The organism is Pseudomonas sp. GZD-222, assembly GCF_049310525.1.
Lineage (GTDB): Bacteria > Pseudomonadota > Gammaproteobacteria > Pseudomonadales > Pseudomonadaceae > Aquipseudomonas.
Genome location: NZ_JBMOWO010000007.1, coordinates 1 through 20994, shown reverse-complemented (window position 1 = coordinate 20994; position 20994 = coordinate 1). Strand labels below are relative to the sequence as shown.

The following is a 20994-nucleotide window of genomic DNA, read 5'->3' as shown; positions in this document are numbered from 1 at the left end:
TAGACATGCCTGAGCCGACCATGACCGAAGTTACCCACTACGCCCAGATCGACTGGGACGACCAGGGCCGCCCCCACTCTCGCCAGTTCGATGACATCTACTTTTCCAAGGACCAGAGCCTGGAAGAGACCCGCCATGTGTTCATCGACCAGAATGACCTGCGCCGGCGCTTCAGCGCGATGCTGCCCGACCAGTGTCTGGTGATCGGTGAAACCGGCTTCGGTACAGGGTTGAATTTCTTTTGCGCCTGGCAGCTGTTCAGCGAATGCGCCAACGCTGACGCCCGCCTGCATTTCGTCAGCGTTGAAAAGTACCCGCTGAGCCAGGCCGACCTGACCCGCGCCCTGGCCCTGTGGCCGGAACTGGCGCCCTTCAGCGCACAGCTTCTGACTCAGTACGTTGCGGTACACGAGGGTTTCCAGACCTTCGTCTTCGATCAGGGCCGAGTTCGGCTAACCTTGATGATCGGTGATGCCCTGGAGCAATTGCCGCAACTGGACGCCCAGGTCGATGCCTGGTTCCTCGACGGTTTCGCCCCGGCGAAGAACCCGCAGATGTGGACCCCGGAACTGTTCACCCAGATCGGCCGCCTGTCAGCCGCCAATGCCACCCTGGGCACGTTCACCAGCACCGGTTGGGTGCGTCGCGGCCTGATTGCCGTGGGCTTCGAGATGAAGCGTATTCCGGGTATCGGCAAGAAGTGGGAGGTGTTGCGCGGTGTCTTTCGTGGCACACCTGAAACGCTTGCAACACCTGCAGCACAAGCACCTTGGTTCGCTCGCCCCGCTGCCCTACCCGGCCCGCGCCAGGCCCTGGTGATCGGCGCCGGCCTGGCCGGTTGTGCCACCGCCGCGAGCCTTGCTGCACGGGGCTGGCAGGTCAGCGTGCTGGAGCGTCATGCCACCCCGGCAGCCGAGGCTTCGGGTAATCCGCAAGGGGTGCTGTACCTCAAGCTGTCGGCCCATGGCACCGCCTTGTCACGATTGATACTCAGCGGCTTTGGCTACACCCGACGGCTGCTCGAATCCCTGCAACGTGGACGTGACTGGGACGGCTGCGGCGTGCTGCAACTGGCCTTCGATGCCAAGGAAGAACAGCGCCAGACGCTGCTGGCCAATGCCTTCAACCCGCAACTGCTGCAACGCCTGGACCGCGAGCAGGCCGAAGCGCTGGCAGGTGTGACACTGGCCAGTGGCGGCTTGTACTACCCGGAAGCGGGCTGGGTGCATCCGCCCGCCTTGTGCCAGGCGCAGCTGCAGCATCCGAACATCACCTTGCTGACCCACCATCAGGTGCTGCAGCTGCGCAAGGTCGATGGCCTGTGGCAGGCGTGGGAAAGCGAGAAGTTCCTCGCCAGTGCGCCGCTGGTGGTGCTGGCCACCGCCGCCGAGATCCAGCATTTCGAGCCCTGTGCCGCCCTGCCGCTCAAGCGTATTCGCGGCCAGGTCACCCGCCTGCCCGCTACCACGCAAAGCCAGACACTGAACACCGTGGTCTGCGCCGACGGCTATGTCGCGCCTGCACGCGGCGGCGAACACACCCTGGGCGCCAGTTTCGACTTCCACAGCACCGACCTGACCCCCACCGCTGGCGAACACATCGGCAACCTGCGCTTGCTGGAAGAAATCTCCAGCGACCTGGCCGAGCGCCTCGACGCCCACCACATCGATCCTCATACCCTGCAAGGCCGCGCAGCCTTTCGCTGCACCAGCCCCGACTATCTGCCCATCGTCGGCCCGCTCGCCGACCAGCAGGCGTTCAACCAGCATTACGCAGTGCTGGCCAAGGACGCACGCCAGGTGCCAGACACGCCTTGCCCCTGGCTCGAAGGCCTGTACATCAATAGCGGGCATGGCTCACGCGGGCTGATCACCGCGCCGTTGTCAGGCGAAATGATCGCCGCCTGGGTCGACAACGCACCATTGCCAGTACCGCGCAGCGTCGCCGAAGCCTGCCACCCGAATCGCTTCATGCTGCGCGAACTGATACGCGGCAAAGGCAAGCGAGCCTAAGCTCTTATAACCGATCGATCTAAAACTCTCGCTATCCGCACCGGTCAGTTTCATTGTGCCCGCGTTCGGGCACCTTCCCCAACGGCAAAACCGGTAAGGACTTATGTGTGGATTAGCTGGAGAGTTTCGTTTCACCCCTGTTGCCCACCCACCACGCCCGGCGGACCTCGCCGCGGTCGAGCGGATCACCCATCACCTGGCCCCTCGCGGCCCCGACGCCTGGGGCTTTCATAGCCAGGGCCCGATCGCCCTGGGCCATCGCCGACTGAAAATCATGGACCTGTCCGACGGCTCGGCGCAGCCCATGGTCGACAACCAGCTGGGCTTGTCGCTGGCTTTCAACGGCGCCATCTACAACTTCCCGGAATTACGCAGCGAGCTGGAAAACCTCGGCTACGCCTTCTATTCCGGCGGCGACACCGAAGTGCTGCTCAAGGGCTACCACGCCTGGGGCACCGAGTTGCTGCCGCGCCTGAACGGCATGTTTGCCCTGGCGATCTGGGAGCGTGATAGTCAACAGCTGTTCCTCGCCCGTGACCGCCTGGGGGTGAAGCCGTTGTACCTGTCGCGCAACGGCGAGCGCCTGCGCTTCGCCTCAAGCCTGCCAGCCTTGCTGCAAGGCGGCGACATCAATCCGATGCTCGACCCGGTAGCGCTCAACCACTACCTGAACTTTCACGCTGTGGTGCCCGCGCCGCGCACCCTGCTGGCCAATGTCGAGAAGCTGCCGCCGGCCACCTGGATGCGTATCGATGCCCAGGGCCGCGTCGAACAACAGGTGTGGTGGCAACTGCAGTACGGTCCGCGCACCGACGAGCAGCATCTGAGCCTGGAAGACTGGCGCGACCGGGTACTCGACAGCACCCGTGAAGCCGTGGCGATTCGTCAACGTGCGGCGGTGGATGTCGGTGTGCTGTTGTCCGGCGGCGTCGACTCCAGCTTGCTGGTCGGCCTGTTGCGTGAAGTGGGCGTCGACGACCTCTCGACCTTTTCCATCGGTTTCGAAGATGCCGGTGGCGAGCGCGGTGACGAGTTCCAGTACTCCGATCTGATCGCCCGCCACTATGGCACCCGCCATCACCAGCTGCGCATTGATGAACGGGAAATCATCGAGCAACTGCCCGCGGCATTCCGCGCCATGAGCGAACCGATGGTCAGTCACGACTGTATCGCCTTCTATCTGCTATCGCGGGAAGTAGCCAAGCACTGCAAGGTGGTGCAAAGCGGCCAGGGCGCAGACGAACTGTTTGCCGGTTATCACTGGTACCCGCAGGTCGACGGCGCTCAGCAGCCCTATGACGCTTATCGCGATGCCTTCTTCGACCGCAGTTTCGACGACTACGCCGCCACAGTGCAGCAGCCGTGGCGACTCGATCACGACGCCGCCGGTGATTTTGTCCGCAAGCATTTCGCCCAGCCCGGCGCCAGCGACGCCGTGGACAAAGCCCTGCGCCTGGACAGCACGGTGATGCTGGTCGATGACCCGGTCAAACGGGTCGACAACATGACCATGGCCTGGGGCCTGGAGGCGCGCACGCCGTTTCTGGACTACCGCCTGGTGGAGCTGTCGGCGCGCATCCCGGCGCGCTTCAAGCTGCCCGACGGCGGCAAGCAAGTGCTCAAGGAAGCGGCGCGCCTGGTCATCCCCGCTGCAGTGATCGACCGCAAGAAAGGCTACTTCCCGGTACCCGGCCTCAAGCACCTGCAAGGTGCGACCCTGGATTGGGTCCGCGAGTTGTTGCTCGACCCCAGCCAGGACCGCGGTCTGTTCGAACCGGCGGCGCTCGACCGTCTGCTCAGTGATCCCCATGGCCAGCTGACGCCATTGCGCGGCTCGAAACTCTGGCAACTGGCAGCCTTGAACCTGTGGCTCAGCGAACAAGGAATCTGACCGATGAAAGCCCACGCCTCACCTTATGGCCAGCGCCTGGTGCGCGGCCAGGTGCCGTCTTATGAGCGTTTACAGGCGCAACTGGCCGGCGACGGCAGCGACCCTCACGACCAGCCGCGCTCGTTGCATTGCGGCTGGGGACGGTTGTTGATCGGCCACACCTACCCGGACCCGGCGAGCCTGGCCAATGCCCTGCAAGATGAACACCCCGGCGAACGTGATATCGCCCTGTATGTGGCCGCCCCCCAGCAAGTGCTGGCGCAGGCCCCGCAACAGCTGTTCCTCGACCCCTCCGACACCTTGCGCCTGTGGTTCAGCGACTACCGCCCGGCGCAACGCGTATTTCGCGGCTTTCGTATCCGCCGAGCACAAAGCGACAGCGACTGGCAGGCGATCAACGCCCTGTACCTGGCCCGCGGCATGCTCGCCATCGATCCGGCATTACTGACCCCGCGCCACCTTGGCGGCCCAGTGTACTGGCTGGCCGAAGACGAAGACACGGGAGCGGTGATCGGCAGCGTGATGGGCTTGAACCATCACAAAGCCTTCGCCGACCCTGAGCACGGCAGCAGCCTCTGGTGCCTGGCGGTAGACCCGCATTGCACCCGGCCCGGGGTTGGTGAAGTGCTGGTGCGCCACCTGATCGAGCACTTCATGAGCCGCGGCCTGAGCTGCCTCGACCTCTCGGTCCTGCACGACAACCGTCAGGCCAAGCGCCTGTACGCCAAACTGGGATTTCGTACCCTGCCGACCTTTGCGATCAAGCGCAAAAACGGCATCAACCAGACGCTGTTTCTCGGCCCGAGCCCCGAGACCGGGCTCAATCCCTATGCCCGGATCATTGTCGACGAGGCTTATCGGCGCGGCATCGAAGTCCAGGTGGATGACGCCGACGCCGGCCTGTTCACGCTCAGCCTGGGCGGACGCCGGGTGCGCTGCCGCGAATCCTTGAGCGACCTCACCAGCGCCGTGAGCATGACCCTGTGCCAGGACAAGAGCCTGACCCACAAGGTGTTGAAGAGCGCCGGCCTACATCTGCCGGCGCAACAGCTGGCAGGCAATGCCGATGACAACCAGGCCTTTCTCGAAGACCACGGTGCGGTGGTGGTCAAGCCGCTGGATGGCGAGCAAGGCCAGGGTGTGGCGGTGAACCTGACGCGTCTTGAAGAGATCAACCAGGCCGTGGAGAACGCCCGGCGCTTCGACAGCCGGGTATTACTGGAAAGCTTTCATGAAGGACTGGACCTGCGCATCGTGGTCATCGGCTTTGAGGTGGTGGCCGCCGCGATTCGCCACCCGGCGCAGGTAGTCGGTGACGGCCAGCATAGCGTCGGCGCCTTGATCGAAGCGCAAAGCCGCCGACGCCAGGCCGCCACCGCAGGTGAAAGCCGTATCCCGCTGGATGATGAAACCCAGCGCACCCTGCACGCCGCGGGAGTCGACTACGACACCGTGCTGCCCGCAGGCCAGCGCCTGGCCGTGCGCCGCGCCGCCAACCTGCACACCGGTGGTTGCCTGGAGGATGTCACCGATCGCTTGCACCCGCTGTTGGCCGATGCGGCGATCCGCGCCGCCCGGGCTCTGGATATACCAGTGGTCGGCCTGGACCTGATGGTCACTGCTGCCGACCAGCCCGAGCACGTGTTCATCGAAGCCAACGAACGGGTCGGGCTGGCCAACCATGAACCGCAACCCACTGCCGAACGCTTCGTCGACCTGCTGTTCCCGCACAGCCGGCCGGCACCCTGAGCACAGGAGGCTACATGTCTGAACCGCTCCCGCAACCTGACCTCAACTACCTGCAGAAAGTCTTGTTGGAGATGCTCGCCATTCCCAGCCCGACCGGCTTTACCGACACCATCGTGCGCTATGTTGCCGAGCGCCTGGAAGAGCTCGGCATCCCCTTCGAACTGACGCGCCGTGGCACCATCCGCGCCACCCTCAAGGGGCGCAAGAGCTCTCCGGACCGTGCCGTTTCAGCGCACCTGGACACCATCGGTGCCAGCGTGCGGGCCATCCAGGACAACGGCCGCCTGTCGCTGGCTGCGGTGGGCTGCTGGTCCAGCCGTTTTGCCGAAGGCAGCCGGGTCAGTGTGTTTACCGACAACGGTGTACTGCGCGGCAGCGTGCTGCCGTTGATGGCCAGCGGGCACGCCTTCAACACCGCCATCGACCAGATGCCGGTGAGCTGGGAGCATATTGAACTGCGTCTGGATGCCTATTGCGCCACCCGCGCCGATTGCCAGACCCTGGGGGTGGACATCGGTGACTTCGTCGCCTTCGATCCATTGCCCGAATTCACCGAAAGTGGCCATATCAGCGCCCGTCACCTGGATGACAAGGCCGGGGTTGCGGCGCTGCTGGCCTCGCTCAAGGCCGTGGTCGACAGCGGCGTACAACCGCAGATCGACTGCCATCCGCTGTTCACCATCACCGAGGAAACCGGCTCCGGCGCAGCGGCTGCCCTGCCCTGGGATGTCAGCGAATTCGTCGGCATCGACATCGCCCCGGTCGCCCCCGGCCAGCACTCCAGTGAACACGCAGTCAGCGTCGCCATGCAGGACTCCGCCGGCCCGTATGACTATCACCTGTCGCGGCACTTGCTCAAACTCGCCCGCGAGCACGAACTGCCGGCGCGGCGCGACGTCTTTCGCTATTACTTCAGCGATGCCCACTCGGCCATTACCGCTGGCCACGATATACGCACGGCACTGCTGGCCTTTGGTTGCGATGCCACCCATGGCTATGAACGCACCCATATCGACAGCCTGGCGGCACTCAGCCGCCTGCTGACCGCCTACCTGCTCAGTCCACCGGTGTTTGCCAGCGACTCGCAGGCGACCGGCAGTTCCCTGGAAAGCTTCAGCCACCAGCTGGAACATGACACCCAGATGGAAAGCGATACCCGGGTACCCGCGGTTGATAGCCTGATTGGCAACAAGCACTAGCGCCTACACACGCAGGACAGGTTTCGCGTAGCATGAGTGCACACTTCGCCAAGCCTGCCCTGTTTATGCTGATTCCCTACGACCAACTGGAAGCCGAAACCCTGACCCGCCTGATCGAGGACTTCGTCACCCGCGACGGCACCGACAACGGCGACGACACCCCGCTGGAAACCCGCGTGCTGCGTGTTCGTCAGGCCCTGGCGAAGAAACAGGCATTCATTCTCTTCGACCTCGAAAGCCAGCAATGCCAACTGCTGGCCAAGCACGACGTGCCCAAGGAACTGCTCGACTGATCAGCTGGCATCCTTGGCCGACTGTTCGACAATCAGCCGATAGATTTCGGCTCGATGGACTTCGATCTCTCGAGGTGCGCTGATACCAAAGCGCACCACATTGCCTTCCACCGACAGCACCTTGACCTTGATGTGCTCATCGATGGCGATGACTTCGCCTACTTCGCGGCCTATTACCAACATGCTCCGATCCTCCACAAAGGTGAGAATTTGGAGACTGCACGGGGGGTCAGAAGGCTTCAATACTCCGCCACTCAAATAGACCGATCCCACCAAACTTGACGAATTTACCTACAGATTTTCGTCAATTCAGCTCGTTCAAGCACTCTGAAGACGCGGCCCCAGCACGATGATGCTGGCGCCCAGAACACAGAGCAGCGCGCCAACCCAGTCGCTGCCCAGTGGCCGCGCCCGTTCTATCAGGGCCAGCCAGAGCAACGAGGTGACGATGTAGATGCCACCGTAGGCGGCGTAGGCACGTCCGGCATAGGCGGCCTCAACACGGGTAAGGATCAGCGCGAACAGCGTCAGGCTGATGAGCGCTGGCGCGATCCACCAACCGCTCTTGCCTAACCGCAACCACATGTAAAAGGCATAGCAACCGGCGATCTCGAAGACCGCCGCGAGGAAGAACCACAGATAATTGATCACGCCAGATACTCAGGTGCTAGTGAGAAAGCGCCAAGAATACCTGATGCAACGCCTCAACCCGGAGAGGGACGGGCCTTGGCGCGCATTTTCTCGGCCATGCTGGCCATCTCGTCGTAGAGCAGTTTCGGGTTGCGCTGCTTGAGTTTCCAGGCTTCACGGCCCTGCTCATGGGGCAGGATCAGGAACTCGCCCTCGGCAACCTGCTGGTAGATGTAGTCGGCGATATCCGCGGCGCTGATCGGCGAGCTTTCCAGGAGTTTGCCGACCTGGGCTTTCATCGCCGGGGTCGGGCCACGGAACGAGTCCAGCAAGTTGGTCTGGAAGAACGACGGGCACACCACATGCACCGCCACTTCCTGTTGGCGCAGCTCGATCAACAGGCTTTCCGAGAGCGCCAGCACCCCGGCCTTGGCCACGTTGTAGTTGCTCATGGCCGGCCCCTGCATCAAGGCCGCCATCGAAGCGATGTTGATGATCCGGCCCTTGCTGCGCTCAAGCATCGGCAGGAAGGCCTTGCAGCCTTTGACCACGCCCATCAGGTTGATCGACAGCTGCCACTCCCAGTCTTCCAGCGACAGCTCGGCAAAAAAACCACCCGAAGCCACCCCGGCGTTATTGACGATGACATCGATGCCGCCGAACTTTTCCTCGCACGCCTGGGCCAGGGCCGTCAGTTGGCTGTAGTCGCGGACATCGCAGCGCTGTACGAAGCCCTGGCCACCGGCTTGCTTGACCAGCGCCAGGGTTTCCTTCAGGCCCGCCTCGTTGACATCCGCCAACGCCAGCTGCCAGCCCTCACCGGCCCAACGCAACGCGATCTCGCGACCGAGCCCCGAGCCTGCGCCAGTAATCATCATGCGGTTTTGCATAGACGGATGCCTTGTACGGTTCTGAAAGTTATCGCCAGTGTAGCGAAGGCATGGGCCGCACCCACGCTGTATCAGGATGCTGAATGGCCCGGGCAAACAGTGGTGAAACCGGATAATTAAACTTTTCGCTACGCGCGAGAGTCGGAATTAACAAGCGGGCATGAAACGCATGACCGAACAGAAGGATTGAACCGATACGCCTACCCTCTCACGTCAAACAAGGACACTGCCATGGGCACCATACTCATCATCATTCTGATACTGCTGTTGATCGGTGGCTTACCTGTCTTTCCGCACTCCAGAAGTTGGGGCTATGGCCCGTCCGGTATCATCGGTACCGTACTGATCATCCTGTTGATCCTGTTGTTGCTAGGCAAAATCTAGGCAATAAAAAAGGCAGCCTCACGGCTGCCTTTTTCTTCAGCGTCTACTGATCAGTGCGACACCGCACCGCTGGCACCCAGGCCAGTTTGCGAACGCACGAACTGCGGGAAGAACAGTGCACGTTCTTCGTCTGCCGCCTTGGATTTGTCAGTGATCGAGAAGAACCAGATCCCTACAAAGGCAATCAGCATCGAGAACAGCGCCGGGTACTCGTACGGGTAGATGGCTTTCTCGTGACCAAGGATCTGCACCCAGATGGTCGGGCCGAGCACCATCAGCGCCACGGCACTGATCAGCCCCATCCAGCCGCCGATCATGGCGCCACGGGTGGTCAGCTTCTTCCAGTACATCGAGAGCAGCAGTACCGGGAAGTTGCAGCTGGCCGCAATCGAGAACGCCAGGCCGACCATGAAGGCGATGTTCTGGCTTTCGAACAGGATACCCAGACCGATTGCCAGTACCGCCAGGGCAATGGTGGTGATCTTCGAGACGCGGATTTCATCCTTCTCGTTGGCTTTGCCTTTCTTGATCACGCTGGCGTACAGGTCGTGGGACACCGCCGAGGCGCCGGCCAGGGTCAGACCTGCCACAACCGCGAGGATGGTCGCAAAGGCTACCGCCGAGATAAAGCCGAGGAACACGCTGCCACCGACGGCGTCGGCCAGGTGCACCGCTGCCATGTTGTTACCACCGATCAGGGCGCCAGCAGCGTCCTTGAAGTCTGGGTTGGTGCTGACCAGCAGGATCGCGCCGAAGCCGATGATGAAGGTCAGGATGTAGAAGTAGCCGATGAAACCGGTGGCATACAGAACGCTCTTACGGGCTTCCTTGGCATCGCTGACGGTGAAGAAGCGCATCAGGATGTGCGGCAGGCCAGCGGTACCGAACATCAGCGCAAGACCCAGGGAGAAAGCCGAGATCGGATCTTTCACCAGACCGCCAGGGCTCATGATCGCTTCACCTTTAGGGTGAACATCGATGGCCTGGGAGAACAGCGCATTGAAGTCGAAGTTGACGTGTTTCATCACCATCAACGCCATGAAGCTGGCACCGGAGAGCAGCAGTACAGCCTTGATGATCTGTACCCAGGTGGTCGCCAGCATGCCGCCGAACAGCACGTACATGCACATCAGGATACCGACCAGAATCACCGCGACATGGTAGTCCAGACCGAACAACAGCTGGATCAGCTTGCCGGCACCGACCATTTGCGCGATCAGGTAGAACGCCACTACCACCAGCGAGCCGGAGGCCGACAGGGTACGGATTTCTTTTTGCCCGAGGCGGTACGAGGCCACGTCGGCGAAGGTGTATTTACCCAGGTTACGCAGGCGTTCGGCGATCAGGAAGAGAATGATCGGCCAGCCGACCAGGAAGCCGATCGAGTAGATCAGGCCATCGTAGCCGGAGGTGAACACCAGGGCGGAAATCCCCAGGAAGGAGGCTGCCGACATGTAGTCACCGGCAATCGCCAGACCGTTCTGGAAACCGGTGATGCGCCCGCCAGCGGCGTAGTAGTCAGAAGCCGATTTATTGCGTTTGGAAGCCCAGTAAGTGATGCACAGGGTGGCACCGACGAAAGCGACGAACATGAGGATCGCCGCGACGTTCAACGGTTGCTTGTGCACCTCGCCGGTGAGGGCGTCGGCGGCCCAGACGGCAGGTGCGAAAATGCCGAAGGCCAGAGTTGCCAGAAGACGCCGGATCATTGCTGTGCCTCCTTGAGAATCGCTTTGTTCATCTCATCGAACTCACCGTTGGCGCGACGCACATAGATCGCGGTAAGCACGAAAGCCGAGAGGATCAGACCGACACCAAGGGGAATGCCCCAGGTGATCGACGAGTCAGGGCTGAGCTTGGCACCCAGTACTTGCGGACCATAAGCGATCAACAGGATGAAAGCGGAGTAGAGGCCGAGCATGATCGCCGAGAGTATCCAGGCGAAACGTTCGCGTTTTGACACCAGCTCCTTGAATCGCGGGCTGTTTTGTATCGATAGATAAATGCTGTCGTTCATTGTTTTTGTCCTCGCAGCACAGATTAGGTAGTACCCGCTCCACTTTATGCTGCCTTGGGACGCACTCCAGACGACCTTAGTCTTAGATGCAAAACTGTTTTACCGATTCGGTAACAGCCAGAAACGACAAGGGCCGCAGCACCGTTTCTGGTGCTGCGGCCCTGGAAGGTGCCAGATAGAAGCCTTAGGCCATTATTTGGCGGTCCACTCGGCGACGCGCTCAGGGTGTTTGGCTACCCAGTCCTTGGCTGCGGCCTCGGGTTTTGCGCCCTCTTGAATGGCCAACATGACCTCACCGATCTCATCCTTGGATTGCCACTGGAACTTCTTCAGGAACTCAGCCACGTCTGGCGCCTTGGTCGCCAGTTCCTTGCTGCCGATGCTGTTGACGGTTTCCGCAGCGCCGTACACGCCTTTAGGGTCTTCGAGGAATTTGAGTTTCCACTTGGCGAACATCCAGTGCGGTACCCAGCCGGTCACGGCAATGGATTGTTGCTTGGCATAGGCGCGGCCCAGCTCTGCGGTCATCGCCGCGCCGGAACTGGCCTGGAGTTTATAGCCGCTGAGGTCGTAGTCTTTGATGGCCTGATCGGTCTTGAGCATGACGCCGGAGCCAGCGTCGATACCGACGATCTTGTGCTTGAAGCTGTCGTCGGTCTTGAGGTCGGCCAGGGAGCTGGCCTTGACGTAGTCGGGGACGATCAGGCCGATCTTGGCGTCCTTGAAGTTGGGGCCGTAGTCGACGACGTTGTCTTTGTTCTTGGTCCAGTAATCACCGTGGGTCACCGGCAGCCAGGCCGACATCATCGCGTCGAGTTTGCCGGTCGCCACCCCCTGCCACATGATGCCGGTAGCCACGGCCTGCAGTTTGACGTCATAACCGAGCTTCTGCCTGATCACTTCGGCCGCCACGTTGGTGGTCGCCACACTGTCGGACCAGCCATCGACGTAGCCGATGCTCACTTCCTTGGCCGACGCATGTGCAGCGCCAATGGCCATTACCAGGGCTGTGCCCACCCCCAGGAGTCGTCGCATTTTCATCAAAGCTTCCCCTCGTCACGTCACGGAAACTGCATCATCAACCGCTGATGCGCCCTGACCTGCTCTGGCAACGACCTCCAGGCATCGACCAGCGACATCACATCGCCAGCTACGGTTGCCGTTACATGAAGCAACATCCAACCGGAGTAACTTTGCCCGCCAAGGCTTTAGCCCGTGCCATTTGCAGGTACTATTGGCGGCTTTGCTCCCTGACGGTCTGATCCATGTCCCCGACTGCCCGCTTCCCGCTACTGCCCTATCTGTTTGCCTGCCTGCTCGGCCTGTTTGCGCTGGGAGGGCTCTGGTACGGGCTGGGCAAGCCGGTGGTGCTGCCTGATGCGGCCAGTGCCTCGCACAAACTGCAGTGTGCGTCCTACACGCCGTTCGACAAGGACCAGTCGCCTTTCGACCAGCCTTTCCAGCTGCGTCCGGCACGCATGGACGCCGACCTGGCCCTGCTGGCCCAGCGCTTCGAGTGCATCCGCACCTATTCGATGACCGGGCTTGAGGCGATTCCCGATATTGCCCGCAAGCATGGTCTGAAAGTCATGCTGGGTGCCTGGATCAACGCCAATCCGGTGGACACGCAGAAAGAGGTCAAGGCCCTGATTGCGTCGGCCAACGCCAACCCGGATGTGGTCAAAGCGGTGATCGTCGGTAACGAAACCCTGCTGCGCAAGGAAGTCACTGGCCCGCAACTGGCTGCGTTGATCAAACAGGTAAAAAGCCAGGTCAACGTGCCGGTGACCTACGCCGACGTCTGGGAGTTCTGGCTGCAGCACCCGGAAATCGCCCCGACCGTGGACTTCTTGACCATTCACCTGCTGCCCTACTGGGAAGATGATCCCAAGGGTATCGACGACGCGCTGGTGCATGTCGGCGAAATCCGCCAGGTGTTCGGCAACCGCTTTGCCCCCAAGGATATTGTCATCGGCGAAACCGGCTGGCCCAGCGAAGGGCGTCAGCGTGAGACGGCCCTGCCGAGCCGGGTCAACGAAGCACGGTTCATTCGCGGCTTCGTCGCCATGGCTGAACAGAATGGCTGGCACTACAACCTGATCGAAGCCTTCGACCAGCCTTGGAAACGTGCCAGTGAAGGTGCGGTAGGCGGTTATTGGGGTTTGTACGATGCTGATCGCCAGGACAAGGGCATTCTCGAAGGTCCGGTCAGCAATCTGGTGTTCTGGCCGCAATGGTTGATCGCCGGCGGCCTGCTGTTCATCGCTACTCTGCTGCTCGCGGGTCGTGTACGCGGCACCCGCTCTGCCTTATTGCTGCCACTGCTTGCGGCTTTGGGTGCGGCGAGCCTGGGCCTGTGGGGTGAGCTGGTGCGAATCAACAGCCGCTTTGCCGGTGAGTGGATCTGGGCGGTGCTGCTGGCCGGCTTGAACCTGATCGTCCTGGCCCATGCAGCGTTGGCCCTGGCGCAACGGAATGGTTGGCGTGAACGGCTGTTCGCCTGGCTGGAAGCGCGGGCCGGCTGGTGGCTGCTGGCGGCAGGTTTTGCCGCGGCGGTGAGCATGCTGGCGCTGGTGTTTGATCCGCGTTATCGCAGCTTCCCGAGCGCCGCACTGGTATTACCTGCAGTGGTGTACCTGCTGCGTCCGGTACGCGGGCCGCGGGCCGAGATTGGCCTGCTGGCCTTTATCGTCGGTGCCGGCATTGCACCGCAGTTGTACCGTGAGGGCTTCAGCAACCAGCAGGCGCTGGTCTGGGCGGGGGTCAGTGTGCTGATGGTGGGGGCGTTGTGGCGTAGCCTGAGAGTTCGCGCGCAGCATTAATGGCCATCGCGGGGGGGGGGGGGAGGGGCACCATCAGGGAAGGAGGGGGCTCTTCTTGGACCTCCGCGCGCACCACCTGGCGTGCCACCCCCCCCCCTGGTGGGGGAGGTGGTTTTTCCCCCGCGATAACTTCACCGCCGAACCAGGCGCAACCCCGCCAGCACCACGGCAAACACCGCGATACTGGCGCTGTACAACACCAGCGCCGGAATCGCGAACACCAGAGCCAGCACCGCCACCCGCCAGCCAGCCCGCGCAGGCACTACCTGCGCCAGCAACGCCAGCCCCAGCGCAGTCCAGGCAATTACCCTGAAGTGAATCATCAAGCCCAGCGCCGAACGTGCCTGGCATTGCCACAATTGCGCCTGTTCAGCGCAGACACCGACCCACTGAGCGTCTTCCATCAGGACATAACGCACCCCGTAGCTGGCTGCCAGCCACACAGGCAGAAACAGCAATAAGGTGATCAGCGGCAAACGGCGAGACATGTAACGCTCCGGAATCTTCGAAATCGGCGCCCAGCATAAAGCGCCGGGCTGTCTATGCAAGGCAAAAGCGCCCAGTTCAGCTACTTTGAAGCAAAGATAAATGGAACCAATTGTTGCCGCGCCGCAGGCGAAAACGGCACCATCGGGGACGAGAAATGCCGGAGCGCCAGGCAACTTTGCCAGGGACACGATGGTCCTAGCCTGCGTAACGCACTTTGCTGCTGCTTTTTTTGGGGATCCGTCATGCTTCGATTACCACGCCTCGCTGCCCTCCTGGGCGGCCTTATCCTGAGTGCGTCCGCTTCGGCACAAGATATCGATGCCGCCAGTTACGGCTACCCGCTGACCAACCCGTTCGAAGCGACCATCGCCACGACACCGCCGGACTTGCGCCCGGAATTGCCCAGCGACGATGACATCACCCAGTCCGACTACAGCCTGACCATGCGCCCGGAGCGGGCCTTCACCCTCCCTGACAATTTCTGGGCAGTGAAGAAGCTCAAGTACCGCCTGGCCGAACAGGATCACCCGGCGCCGCTTATCTTTCTCATTGCCGGTACCGGTGCGCCCTACTCCAGCAGCATCAACGAATACCTCAAAAAGCTCTTCTACAAAGCCGGCTACCATGTGGTGCAGCTGTCTTCGCCGACCAGCTTCGACTTCATTACTTCGGCCTCGCGCTTCGCCACTCCCGGTGTCAGCAGTGAGGACGCCGAAGACCTCTACCGGGTCATGCAGGGCGTGCGCGCCCAACATCCGCGCCTGCCGGTGACTGAGTACTACCTCAGTGGTTACAGCCTCGGCGCCCTGGATGCAGCCTTCGTCAGCCACCTGGACGAAACCCGGCGCAGCTTCAACTTCAAACGCGTGCTGTTGCTCAACCCGCCGGTCAACCTCTACACCTCGATCACCAACCTCGACAAACTGGTGCAAACCGAGGTCAAAGGCGTCAACAGCAGCACCACCTTCTACGAACTGGTGCTGAGCAAGCTGACCCGCTACTTCCAGCAAAAAGGCTACATCGACCTCAACGACGCCCTGCTCTATGACTTCCAGCAGTCGCGCCAGCACCTGAGCAACGAGCAGATGGCAATGGTCATCGGCACCTCGTTCCGTTTCTCGGCCGCCGACATTGCGTTCACCTCCGACCTGGTCAACCGCCGCGGGTTGATTACCCCGCCCAAGTACCCGATCACCGAAAGCAGCAGCCTCACGCCGTTTTTCAAACGGGCGCTGCAGTGCGACTTCGATTGCTACATTACCGAACAGGTCATTCCCATGTGGCGGGCCCGTACCGATGGCGGCAGCCTGCTGCAACTGGTTGATCAGGTCAGCCTGTATGCCCTCAAGGACTACCTGCAGCAGAGTCCGAAAATAGCCGTGATGCACAACGCCGACGACGTCATTCTCGGCCCGGGTGACATCGGCTTTTTGCGTACCACCTTTGGCGAGCGTTTGACCCTTTACCCCCACGGCGGCCATTGCGGCAACCTCAACTACCGTGTCAACAGTGACGCCATGCTGGAGTTTTTCCGTGGTTAAACACCTACTGATTGCTAGCGCCTTGATTGCCAGTGCCCTGGTTCAAGCTGAAGAAACCGCGCCGCGCGCCAGTGTGGTGGATACCGATGGTTTTACCGAGCCGCTCAAAGAACTGAAATTCAATCCGGGACTGGACCAGCGCGAGTTCGAACGCTCCACCCTGGCGGCGTTGAACGTCTATGACCCGCTGGAGTCGATGAACCGGCGGATTTACCACTTCAACTACCGCTTCGACCAATGGGTGTTCCTGCCGGTGGTCGACGGTTACCGCTACATCACGCCAAGCTTTGTCCGCACCGGCGTGAGTAACTTCTTCAGCAACCTCGGCGATGTGCCCAACCTGCTCAACAGCATGCTGCAGTTCAAGGGCAAGCGTTCGATGGAGATCACTGCGCGCCTGCTGCTCAATACCACCATTGGCGTTGCCGGCCTGTGGGACCCGGCAAGCAAAATGGGCCTGCCGTACCAGAGCGAAGACTTCGGTCAGACCCTGGGCTTCTATGGCGTACCTGACGGTCCTTTCCTGATGCTGCCGATCCTCGGGCCGTCGAACCTGCGCGACACCGGCGGGTTGGTGGTGGACTACAGCGCCGAGAACTGGATCAACTTCCTCAACGTTGCCGAAGTCAGCAGCAACCACCCGGAAGTGTGGTTACTGCGCGCCGTCGACAAGCGCTACACCACGCGCTTCCGCTATGGCCAGCTGAACTCGCCATTCGAGTACGAGAAAGTCCGCTACGTCTATACCTCGGCACGCCAGCTGCAAATCGCCGAGTAGTCGAAGTCAGCCAGCCACCTGGGGCAGGCCGAGGAAGTTGCACAGCTCCCGGCGCTTGGCCAGCGCATCGCGTCGGCCAAGCTCGATCAGCTCGCTGCAGTAGCCTGCTTCGAACAGCAGGTAACTGAGTACCCCAGCACCGCTGGTCTTGGTTGCTCCCGGGCCGCGCAGGAACAGGCGCAGGGCCGCGGGCAGTTCGCGGCGATGACGGGCAGCGATTTCATCCAGCGGCTGGCTCGGGGCGACCACCAGCACCTCCACCGGTGCCAGCCCCAGGCGTCGACGTTCCAGGTGTTCGGGCATCAGGTGACTGAGGTGGTTGAGGCGCTGCAACAGCTCGATGTCGTCTTCGAGGCTGTCGATGAAGGTGCTGTTGAGCATATGGCCACCGATCTGCGCCAGGCTCGGCTGCTGACCGCTGAAAATGCGCGAGCGCGGCTCACCGTCCAGCGGACGCTGCGGGTTACCGCTGACCCCGACCACCAGCACACGACTGGCGCCAAGGTGCAACGCCGGGCTGATCGGCGCCGACTGGCGCACCGCGCCGTCACCGAAGAATTCCTCGCCCAGTTTCACCGGCGCGAACAACAGCGGAATGGCTGAACTGGCGAGCAGATGCTCGACACTCAAACGGGTGGGCAAACCTATACGACGGTGGCGCAACCAGGGGTCGATAGCGCCCCTGCCCTGATAGAAGGTCACTGCCTGGCCGGACTCATAACCGAACGCCGTCACTGCCACCGCGTGCAGGTGCTGCTGTTCCAGGGCATGACCGATGCCATTGAGGTCCAGATGCTGGTTGAGCAACTGACGCAGCGGTGAACTGTCGAGCAGGGCCACCGGGACCGGCGCGCCGAGGCCAAGCAGGCTATGGCCGACAAAACGGCTGGCCTGGCGAATCACCCCTGGCCAGTCGCTGCGCAGTACCTGATGGCTGCGAAAACCCTGCCAGAAGCTGGTAAGCCGACGGATCGCATCGGCAAAGTGCACCGCGCCGCTGGCCAGGGTCACCGCGTTGATGGCCCCTGCCGAAGTACCGACGATCACTGGAAACGGATTGGCCGCGCCGGGCGGCAGCAGATCAGCAATGCCGGCCAGCACACCAACCTGGTAGGCAGCGCGGGCGCCACCGCCGGAGAGGATCAATCCTGTGATCGGTGCTGACATACTGCCTTCCTGGAAGAGAGTGGTGAATTCATCGCGGGGCAAGCCCGCGATAGCCTCAACGCCGCTTATCGTAAAGCTTTGGCTCCCCCGGCGGACGCGACTTGAAGCGACGATGCGCCCACAGGTACTGCTCCGGGCACTCGCGCAAGGACACTTCAATCCATTGGTTGATGCGCAGGCAATCGGCTTCTTCGGTCTCGCCGGGGAAATCCCCCAGCGGCGGATGAATCACCAGCCGATAACCGCTGCCATCGGCCAGGCGCTGCTGGGTGAAGGGAATCACCCGCGCCTTGCCCAGGCGGGCAAACTTGGTGGTGGCGGTGACCGTCGCGGCCTGGATGCCGAACAGCGGCACGAACAGGCTCTGCTTGGCGCCGTAGTCCTGGTCCGGTGCGTACCAGATCGCACGGCCGGCACGCAGCAACTTGAGCATGCCGCGCACGTCCTCGCGCTCCACGGCCAGCGAGTCGAGGTTGTGCCGCTCGCGACCACGGCGCTGGATGAAGTCGAACACCGGGTTACCGTGCTCACGGTACATGCCGTCGATGGTGTGCTCCTGGCCGAGCAGCGCCGCACCGATTTCCAGGGTGGTGAAGTGCAAGGCCATGAGAATGGCCCCTTGGCCATCACGTTGGGCGGCCTGCAGGTGCTCCAACCCCTCGATGTGTGCCAGGCGCGCCAAACGGGCCTTTGGCCACCACCAACTCATGGCCATTTCGAAGAAGGCAATGCCGGTGGAAGCGAAATTTTCCTTGAGCAGACGCTTGCGTTCGACGGACGGTAGCTCCGGGAAACACAGCTCCAGATTGCGCGCAGCAATGTACCGGCGCTCACCGGCCACACGGTACATCAAGGCGCCCAGTACGCGGCCGATCACCAGCAATACCCGATACGGCAGCTGCACGATCAACCACAGCAGCCCAAGGCCCAACCACAGCGGCCAAAAGCGCGGGTGCAGAAAATAAAGACGAAAACGCGGGCGATCCATTAAAGATTCCGGAATGACAGTGGCCGGGCATTCTACAACGGTTCGGCACGGGTTGCGGCTAACCGGCGTTCTCGTTATAAGTCTGAGCACTTTTTCGTAACAAGCCGTCCTATGCAGACCATGAGCCAGACCCAAACGCCAGACCAAGACCCAGTGTTCCAGCTCAAGGGCAGCATGCTCGCCATCACCGTGCTCGAGCTCGCCCGGAACAACCTCGAAGGCCTCAACCGGCAGTTGGCAGCCAAGGTTGCCCAGGCACCCAATTTTTTCAGCAACACGCCACTGGTGCTGGCCCTGGACAAGCTCCCGGCCAGTGAAGGTCCGGTCGACCTGCCGGGGCTGATGCGCGTCTGCCGCCATCACGGCCTGCGCACCCTGGCTATTCGTGCCAGCCGCATCGAAGACATCGCCGCGGCCATCGCCATCGACCTGCCGGTGCTGCCACCGTCGGGCGCCCGCGAACGCCCGGTCGAGCCCGAGCCCGAAGTGGTCAAGCCCGAACCTGCGCCCGCCCCGGTGCCAGCACCCGAGCCTGAACCGGCGATCAGGCCGACCAAGATCATCACCACGCCGGTACGTGGCGGCCAGCAGATCTACGCCCAAGGTGGCGATCTGGTAGTAGTGTCGTCGGTCAGTCCGGGCGCGGAACTTCTCGCCGATGGCAATATCCATGTGTACGGTGCAATGCGAGGGCGGGCGCTGGCCGGGATCAAGGGTAATACCCGGGCACGCATTTTCTGCCAGCAGCTGACTGCCGAGATGGTCTCGATCGCCGGCCAGTACAAGGTCTCCGAAGACCTGCGCCGTGATCCGCTGTGGGGGGCCGGCGTGCAGATCAGCCTGGCTGGTGACGTGTTGAACATCACCCGTCTTTAACGGATACTTGCCGCCATTTTCTGCGCAACTTATTTCGATGTTGCCGTTTTTTGTATTTTTGGGACTCAACGTCCTTTTTCATTAGGGGTGAAACACCTTGGCCAAGATTCTCGTGGTTACATCCGGCAAGGGTGGTGTGGGTAAGACCACCACCAGCGCCGCTATTGGTACCGGCCTCGCACTGCGTGGTCACAAGACTGTCATCGTCGACTTCGACGTCGGCCTGCGTAACCTCGACCTGATCATGGGCTGCGAACGCCGCGTGGTGTACGACTTCGTCAACGTGGTCAACGGCGAAGCCAACCTGCAACAGGCGCTGATCAAGGACAAACGCCTTGAGAACCTCTTCGTACTGGCCGCCAGTCAGACCCGCGACAAAGACGCGCTGACCCAGGAAGGCGTGGAAAAGGTCCTGATGCAGCTCAAGGAAGACTTCGAATACGTGGTCTGCGACTCCCCGGCCGGCATCGAGAAAGGTGCCCACCTGGCGATGTACTTCGCCGACGAGGCCATTGTCGTGACCAACCCGGAAGTCTCCTCGGTACGTGACTCGGACCGCATGCTCGGCCTGCTGGCGAGCAAATCGCGCCGCGCCGAACGCAACGAAGACCCGATCAAAGAACACCTGCTGATCACCCGCTACCATCCAGAGCGCGTGAGCCAGGGCGAAATGCTTGGCGTCGAAGACGTCAAGGAAATCCTCTCGGTCGCCCTGCTGGGCGTGATCCCGGAATCCCAGGCGGTGCTCAAGGCCTCCAACCAGGGTGTGCCGGTGATCCTCGACGACCAGAGCGATGCGGGCCAGGCCTACAGCGACACCGTTGATCGTCTGTTGGGCAAAAATGTGGAACATCGGTTCCTTGATGTGAAGAAGAAGGGATTCTTCGAGCGCCTGTTTGGAGGCAACTAACCAATGAACCTTTTTGACTTCTTTCGTGCCAGCAAAAAAGTAAGCACCGCGTCGGTCGCGAAAGAGCGTCTACAGATCATCGTGGCGCACGAGCGCGGTCAGCGCAGTACTCCGGACTACCTGCCAGCCCTGCAGAAGGAACTGGTGGAAGTGATCCGCAAGTACGTCAACATCGGCTCCGATGATGTGCAGGTCGCTCTGGAAAACCAGGGCAGCTGCTCGATCCTGGAACTCAACATCACCCTGCCCGATCGTTGATCGGCGCCTGAGGGTAACCTGCCACGGCGTGTGGGAACGGGCTTGCCCCGCGATGCGATTTGCCAGACAGATCGCTATCGCGGGGCAAGCCCGCTCCCAC

At 61.8% G+C, this 20994-nt stretch carries 21 protein-coding genes; 12 read left to right on the top strand and 9 right to left on the bottom strand.

From position 1 onward, the window contains the following. Positions 1 to 20 precede the first annotated feature (20 nt). The 5 genes from mnmC (at position 21) to ACO6VD_RS00570 (ending at position 7144) form a co-directional block, all read left to right on the top strand. The gene (mnmC, locus tag ACO6VD_RS00590; RefSeq protein ID WP_422416305.1) at positions 21 to 2012 is read left to right on the top strand and encodes a bifunctional tRNA (5-methylaminomethyl-2-thiouridine)(34)-methyltransferase MnmD/FAD-dependent 5-carboxymethylaminomethyl-2-thiouridine(34) oxidoreductase MnmC; all 1992 of its coding nucleotides are present in this window, start codon (positions 21 to 23) and stop codon (positions 2010 to 2012) included. Positions 2013 to 2115: 103 nt separating this feature from the next. After that, positions 2116 to 3903: an N-acetylglutaminylglutamine amidotransferase gene (locus ACO6VD_RS00585; protein WP_422416304.1), complete on the top strand. Its 1788-nt coding sequence runs from the start codon at positions 2116 to 2118 to the stop codon at positions 3901 to 3903. Between the two features lie 3 nt (positions 3904 to 3906). Further along, positions 3907 to 5652 carry an N-acetylglutaminylglutamine synthetase gene (ngg, locus tag ACO6VD_RS00580; RefSeq protein WP_422416303.1) on the top strand — a complete coding sequence of 582 codons (1746 nt, stop codon included), beginning with the start codon at positions 3907 to 3909 and terminating at the stop codon, positions 5650 to 5652. 14 nt (positions 5653 to 5666) lie between these two features. Further along, a complete protein-coding gene (locus ACO6VD_RS00575) occupies positions 5667 to 6851 on the top strand; it encodes an osmoprotectant NAGGN system M42 family peptidase (protein ID WP_422416302.1) in 1185 nt (394 codons plus the stop codon). Between the two features lie 65 nt (positions 6852 to 6916). Beyond that, a complete protein-coding gene (locus ACO6VD_RS00570) occupies positions 6917 to 7144 on the top strand; it encodes a YheU family protein (RefSeq protein ID WP_045195429.1) in 228 nt (75 codons plus the stop codon). Here ACO6VD_RS00570 and csrA read toward each other — a convergent pair whose 3' ends face one another. The 3 genes from csrA to ACO6VD_RS00555 all read right to left on the bottom strand — a co-directional run bounded on the left by csrA (position 7145) and on the right by ACO6VD_RS00555 (position 8664). Continuing rightward, a complete protein-coding gene (gene csrA, locus ACO6VD_RS00565; RefSeq protein WP_422416301.1) occupies positions 7145 to 7327 on the bottom strand; it encodes a carbon storage regulator CsrA in 183 nt (60 codons plus the stop codon). A gap of 135 nt (positions 7328 to 7462) precedes the next feature. Continuing rightward, positions 7463 to 7795 carry a YnfA family protein gene (locus ACO6VD_RS00560; protein ID WP_422416300.1) on the bottom strand — a complete coding sequence of 111 codons (333 nt, stop codon included), beginning with the start codon at positions 7793 to 7795 and terminating at the stop codon, positions 7463 to 7465. Positions 7796 to 7848: 53 nt separating this feature from the next. Continuing rightward, on the bottom strand, positions 7849 to 8664 hold the full coding sequence (locus ACO6VD_RS00555; RefSeq protein ID WP_400171472.1) for an SDR family oxidoreductase: 816 nt from the start codon (positions 8662 to 8664) through the stop codon (positions 7849 to 7851). A 231-nt stretch (positions 8665 to 8895) separates the two neighbouring features. Between ACO6VD_RS00555 and ACO6VD_RS00550 the strand changes: the two genes are divergently transcribed. After that, on the top strand, positions 8896 to 9048 hold the full coding sequence (locus ACO6VD_RS00550; protein ID WP_010224169.1) for a DUF3309 family protein: 153 nt from the start codon (positions 8896 to 8898) through the stop codon (positions 9046 to 9048). A gap of 50 nt (positions 9049 to 9098) precedes the next feature. On the opposite strand, the gene ACO6VD_RS00545 is transcribed toward ACO6VD_RS00550, so the two are convergent. The 3 genes from ACO6VD_RS00545 to ACO6VD_RS00535 all read right to left on the bottom strand — a co-directional run bounded on the left by ACO6VD_RS00545 (position 9099) and on the right by ACO6VD_RS00535 (position 12106). Next, positions 9099 to 10757, bottom strand: coding sequence for a cation acetate symporter (locus ACO6VD_RS00545; RefSeq protein ID WP_422416299.1), 1659 nt, complete (start codon positions 10755 to 10757; stop codon positions 9099 to 9101). Continuing rightward, positions 10754 to 11065 (bottom strand): DUF485 domain-containing protein, encoded by a 312-nt coding sequence (locus tag ACO6VD_RS00540; RefSeq protein ID WP_400171470.1) that lies wholly within the window; start codon positions 11063 to 11065, stop codon positions 10754 to 10756. Before ACO6VD_RS00540 ends, ACO6VD_RS00545 begins: the two co-directional genes overlap by 4 nt. A 192-nt stretch (positions 11066 to 11257) precedes the next feature. Further along, entirely contained in the window at positions 11258 to 12106 is an 849-nt protein-coding gene (locus ACO6VD_RS00535; protein ID WP_422416298.1) for a glycine betaine ABC transporter substrate-binding protein, read from the bottom strand. 224 nt (positions 12107 to 12330) lie between these two features. Here ACO6VD_RS00535 and ACO6VD_RS00530 point away from each other — a divergent pair, with 224 nt between their 5' ends. Then, positions 12331 to 13887, top strand: a complete 1557-nt coding sequence (locus ACO6VD_RS00530; protein WP_422416297.1) for a beta (1-6) glucans synthase — start codon at positions 12331 to 12333, stop codon at positions 13885 to 13887. Positions 13888 to 14018: 131 nt separating this feature from the next. On the opposite strand, the gene ACO6VD_RS00525 is transcribed toward ACO6VD_RS00530, so the two are convergent. Then, positions 14019 to 14375: a hypothetical protein gene (locus ACO6VD_RS00525; RefSeq protein ID WP_422416295.1), complete on the bottom strand. Its 357-nt coding sequence runs from the start codon at positions 14373 to 14375 to the stop codon at positions 14019 to 14021. A 243-nt stretch (positions 14376 to 14618) separates the two neighbouring features. Between ACO6VD_RS00525 and ACO6VD_RS00520 the strand changes: the two genes are divergently transcribed. Continuing rightward, a complete protein-coding gene (locus ACO6VD_RS00520) occupies positions 14619 to 15917 on the top strand; it encodes a serine/threonine protein kinase (protein WP_422416293.1) in 1299 nt (432 codons plus the stop codon). After that, complete coding sequence (locus ACO6VD_RS00515) at positions 15910 to 16695, top strand: MlaA family lipoprotein (RefSeq protein WP_422416291.1); 786 nt, start codon at positions 15910 to 15912, stop codon at positions 16693 to 16695. The genes ACO6VD_RS00520 and ACO6VD_RS00515 overlap by 8 nt, the downstream gene beginning before the upstream one ends. 6 nt (positions 16696 to 16701) lie before the next feature. Here ACO6VD_RS00515 and ACO6VD_RS00510 read toward each other — a convergent pair whose 3' ends face one another. Both ACO6VD_RS00510 and ACO6VD_RS00505 read right to left on the bottom strand, forming a co-directional pair. Then, the gene (locus ACO6VD_RS00510) at positions 16702 to 17862 is read right to left on the bottom strand and encodes a patatin-like phospholipase family protein (RefSeq protein ID WP_422416289.1); all 1161 of its coding nucleotides are present in this window, start codon (positions 17860 to 17862) and stop codon (positions 16702 to 16704) included. Positions 17863 to 17917: 55 nt separating this feature from the next. Further along, positions 17918 to 18850, bottom strand: a complete 933-nt coding sequence (locus tag ACO6VD_RS00505) for a lipid A biosynthesis lauroyl acyltransferase (RefSeq protein ID WP_422416287.1) — start codon at positions 18848 to 18850, stop codon at positions 17918 to 17920. Between the two features lie 120 nt (positions 18851 to 18970). Here ACO6VD_RS00505 and minC point away from each other — a divergent pair, with 120 nt between their 5' ends. The 3 genes from minC to minE all read left to right on the top strand — a co-directional run bounded on the left by minC (position 18971) and on the right by minE (position 20894). Next, positions 18971 to 19726: a septum site-determining protein MinC gene (gene minC / locus ACO6VD_RS00500; RefSeq protein ID WP_422416285.1), complete on the top strand. Its 756-nt coding sequence runs from the start codon at positions 18971 to 18973 to the stop codon at positions 19724 to 19726. 97 nt (positions 19727 to 19823) lie between these two features. Continuing rightward, complete coding sequence (gene minD / locus ACO6VD_RS00495) at positions 19824 to 20636, top strand: septum site-determining protein MinD (RefSeq protein ID WP_038608231.1); 813 nt, start codon at positions 19824 to 19826, stop codon at positions 20634 to 20636. Between the two features lie 3 nt (positions 20637 to 20639). After that, positions 20640 to 20894: a cell division topological specificity factor MinE gene (gene minE / locus ACO6VD_RS00490; protein WP_010224188.1), complete on the top strand. Its 255-nt coding sequence runs from the start codon at positions 20640 to 20642 to the stop codon at positions 20892 to 20894. Positions 20895 to 20994 lie beyond the last annotated feature (100 nt).

Bases quoted from the DNA above. Each gene is read 5' to 3' on its own strand.
- ACO6VD_RS00555 (WP_400171472.1), bottom strand. From the start codon at position 8,664: ATGCAAAACCGCATGATGATTACTGGCGCAGGCTCGGGGCTCGGTCGC.
- ACO6VD_RS00525 (WP_422416295.1), bottom strand. From the start codon at position 14,375: ATGTCTCGCCGTTTGCCGCTGATCACCTTATTGCTGTTTCTGCCTGTG.
- ACO6VD_RS00575 (WP_422416302.1), top strand. From the start codon at position 5,667: ATGTCTGAACCGCTCCCGCAACCTGACCTCAACTACCTGCAGAAAGTC.
- ACO6VD_RS00530 (WP_422416297.1), top strand. From the start codon at position 12,331: ATGTCCCCGACTGCCCGCTTCCCGCTACTGCCCTATCTGTTTGCCTGC.
- ACO6VD_RS00570 (WP_045195429.1), top strand. From the start codon at position 6,917: ATGCTGATTCCCTACGACCAACTGGAAGCCGAAACCCTGACCCGCCTG.
- ACO6VD_RS00545 (WP_422416299.1), bottom strand. From the start codon at position 10,757: ATGATCCGGCGTCTTCTGGCAACTCTGGCCTTCGGCATTTTCGCACCT.
- ACO6VD_RS00535 (WP_422416298.1), bottom strand. From the start codon at position 12,106: ATGAAAATGCGACGACTCCTGGGGGTGGGCACAGCCCTGGTAATGGCC.
- ACO6VD_RS00510 (WP_422416289.1), bottom strand. From the start codon at position 17,862: ATGTCAGCACCGATCACAGGATTGATCCTCTCCGGCGGTGGCGCCCGC.
- ACO6VD_RS00550 (WP_010224169.1), top strand. From the start codon at position 8,896: ATGGGCACCATACTCATCATCATTCTGATACTGCTGTTGATCGGTGGC.
- csrA (WP_422416301.1), bottom strand. From the start codon at position 7,327: ATGTTGGTAATAGGCCGCGAAGTAGGCGAAGTCATCGCCATCGATGAG.
- minC (WP_422416285.1), top strand. From the start codon at position 18,971: ATGAGCCAGACCCAAACGCCAGACCAAGACCCAGTGTTCCAGCTCAAG.
- ACO6VD_RS00505 (WP_422416287.1), bottom strand. From the start codon at position 18,850: ATGGATCGCCCGCGTTTTCGTCTTTATTTTCTGCACCCGCGCTTTTGG.
- ACO6VD_RS00540 (WP_400171470.1), bottom strand. From the start codon at position 11,065: ATGAACGACAGCATTTATCTATCGATACAAAACAGCCCGCGATTCAAG.
- ACO6VD_RS00520 (WP_422416293.1), top strand. From the start codon at position 14,619: ATGCTTCGATTACCACGCCTCGCTGCCCTCCTGGGCGGCCTTATCCTG.
- mnmC (WP_422416305.1), top strand. From the start codon at position 21: ATGACCGAAGTTACCCACTACGCCCAGATCGACTGGGACGACCAGGGC.
- ngg (WP_422416303.1), top strand. From the start codon at position 3,907: ATGAAAGCCCACGCCTCACCTTATGGCCAGCGCCTGGTGCGCGGCCAG.
- ACO6VD_RS00585 (WP_422416304.1), top strand. From the start codon at position 2,116: ATGTGTGGATTAGCTGGAGAGTTTCGTTTCACCCCTGTTGCCCACCCA.
- minE (WP_010224188.1), top strand. From the start codon at position 20,640: ATGAACCTTTTTGACTTCTTTCGTGCCAGCAAAAAAGTAAGCACCGCG.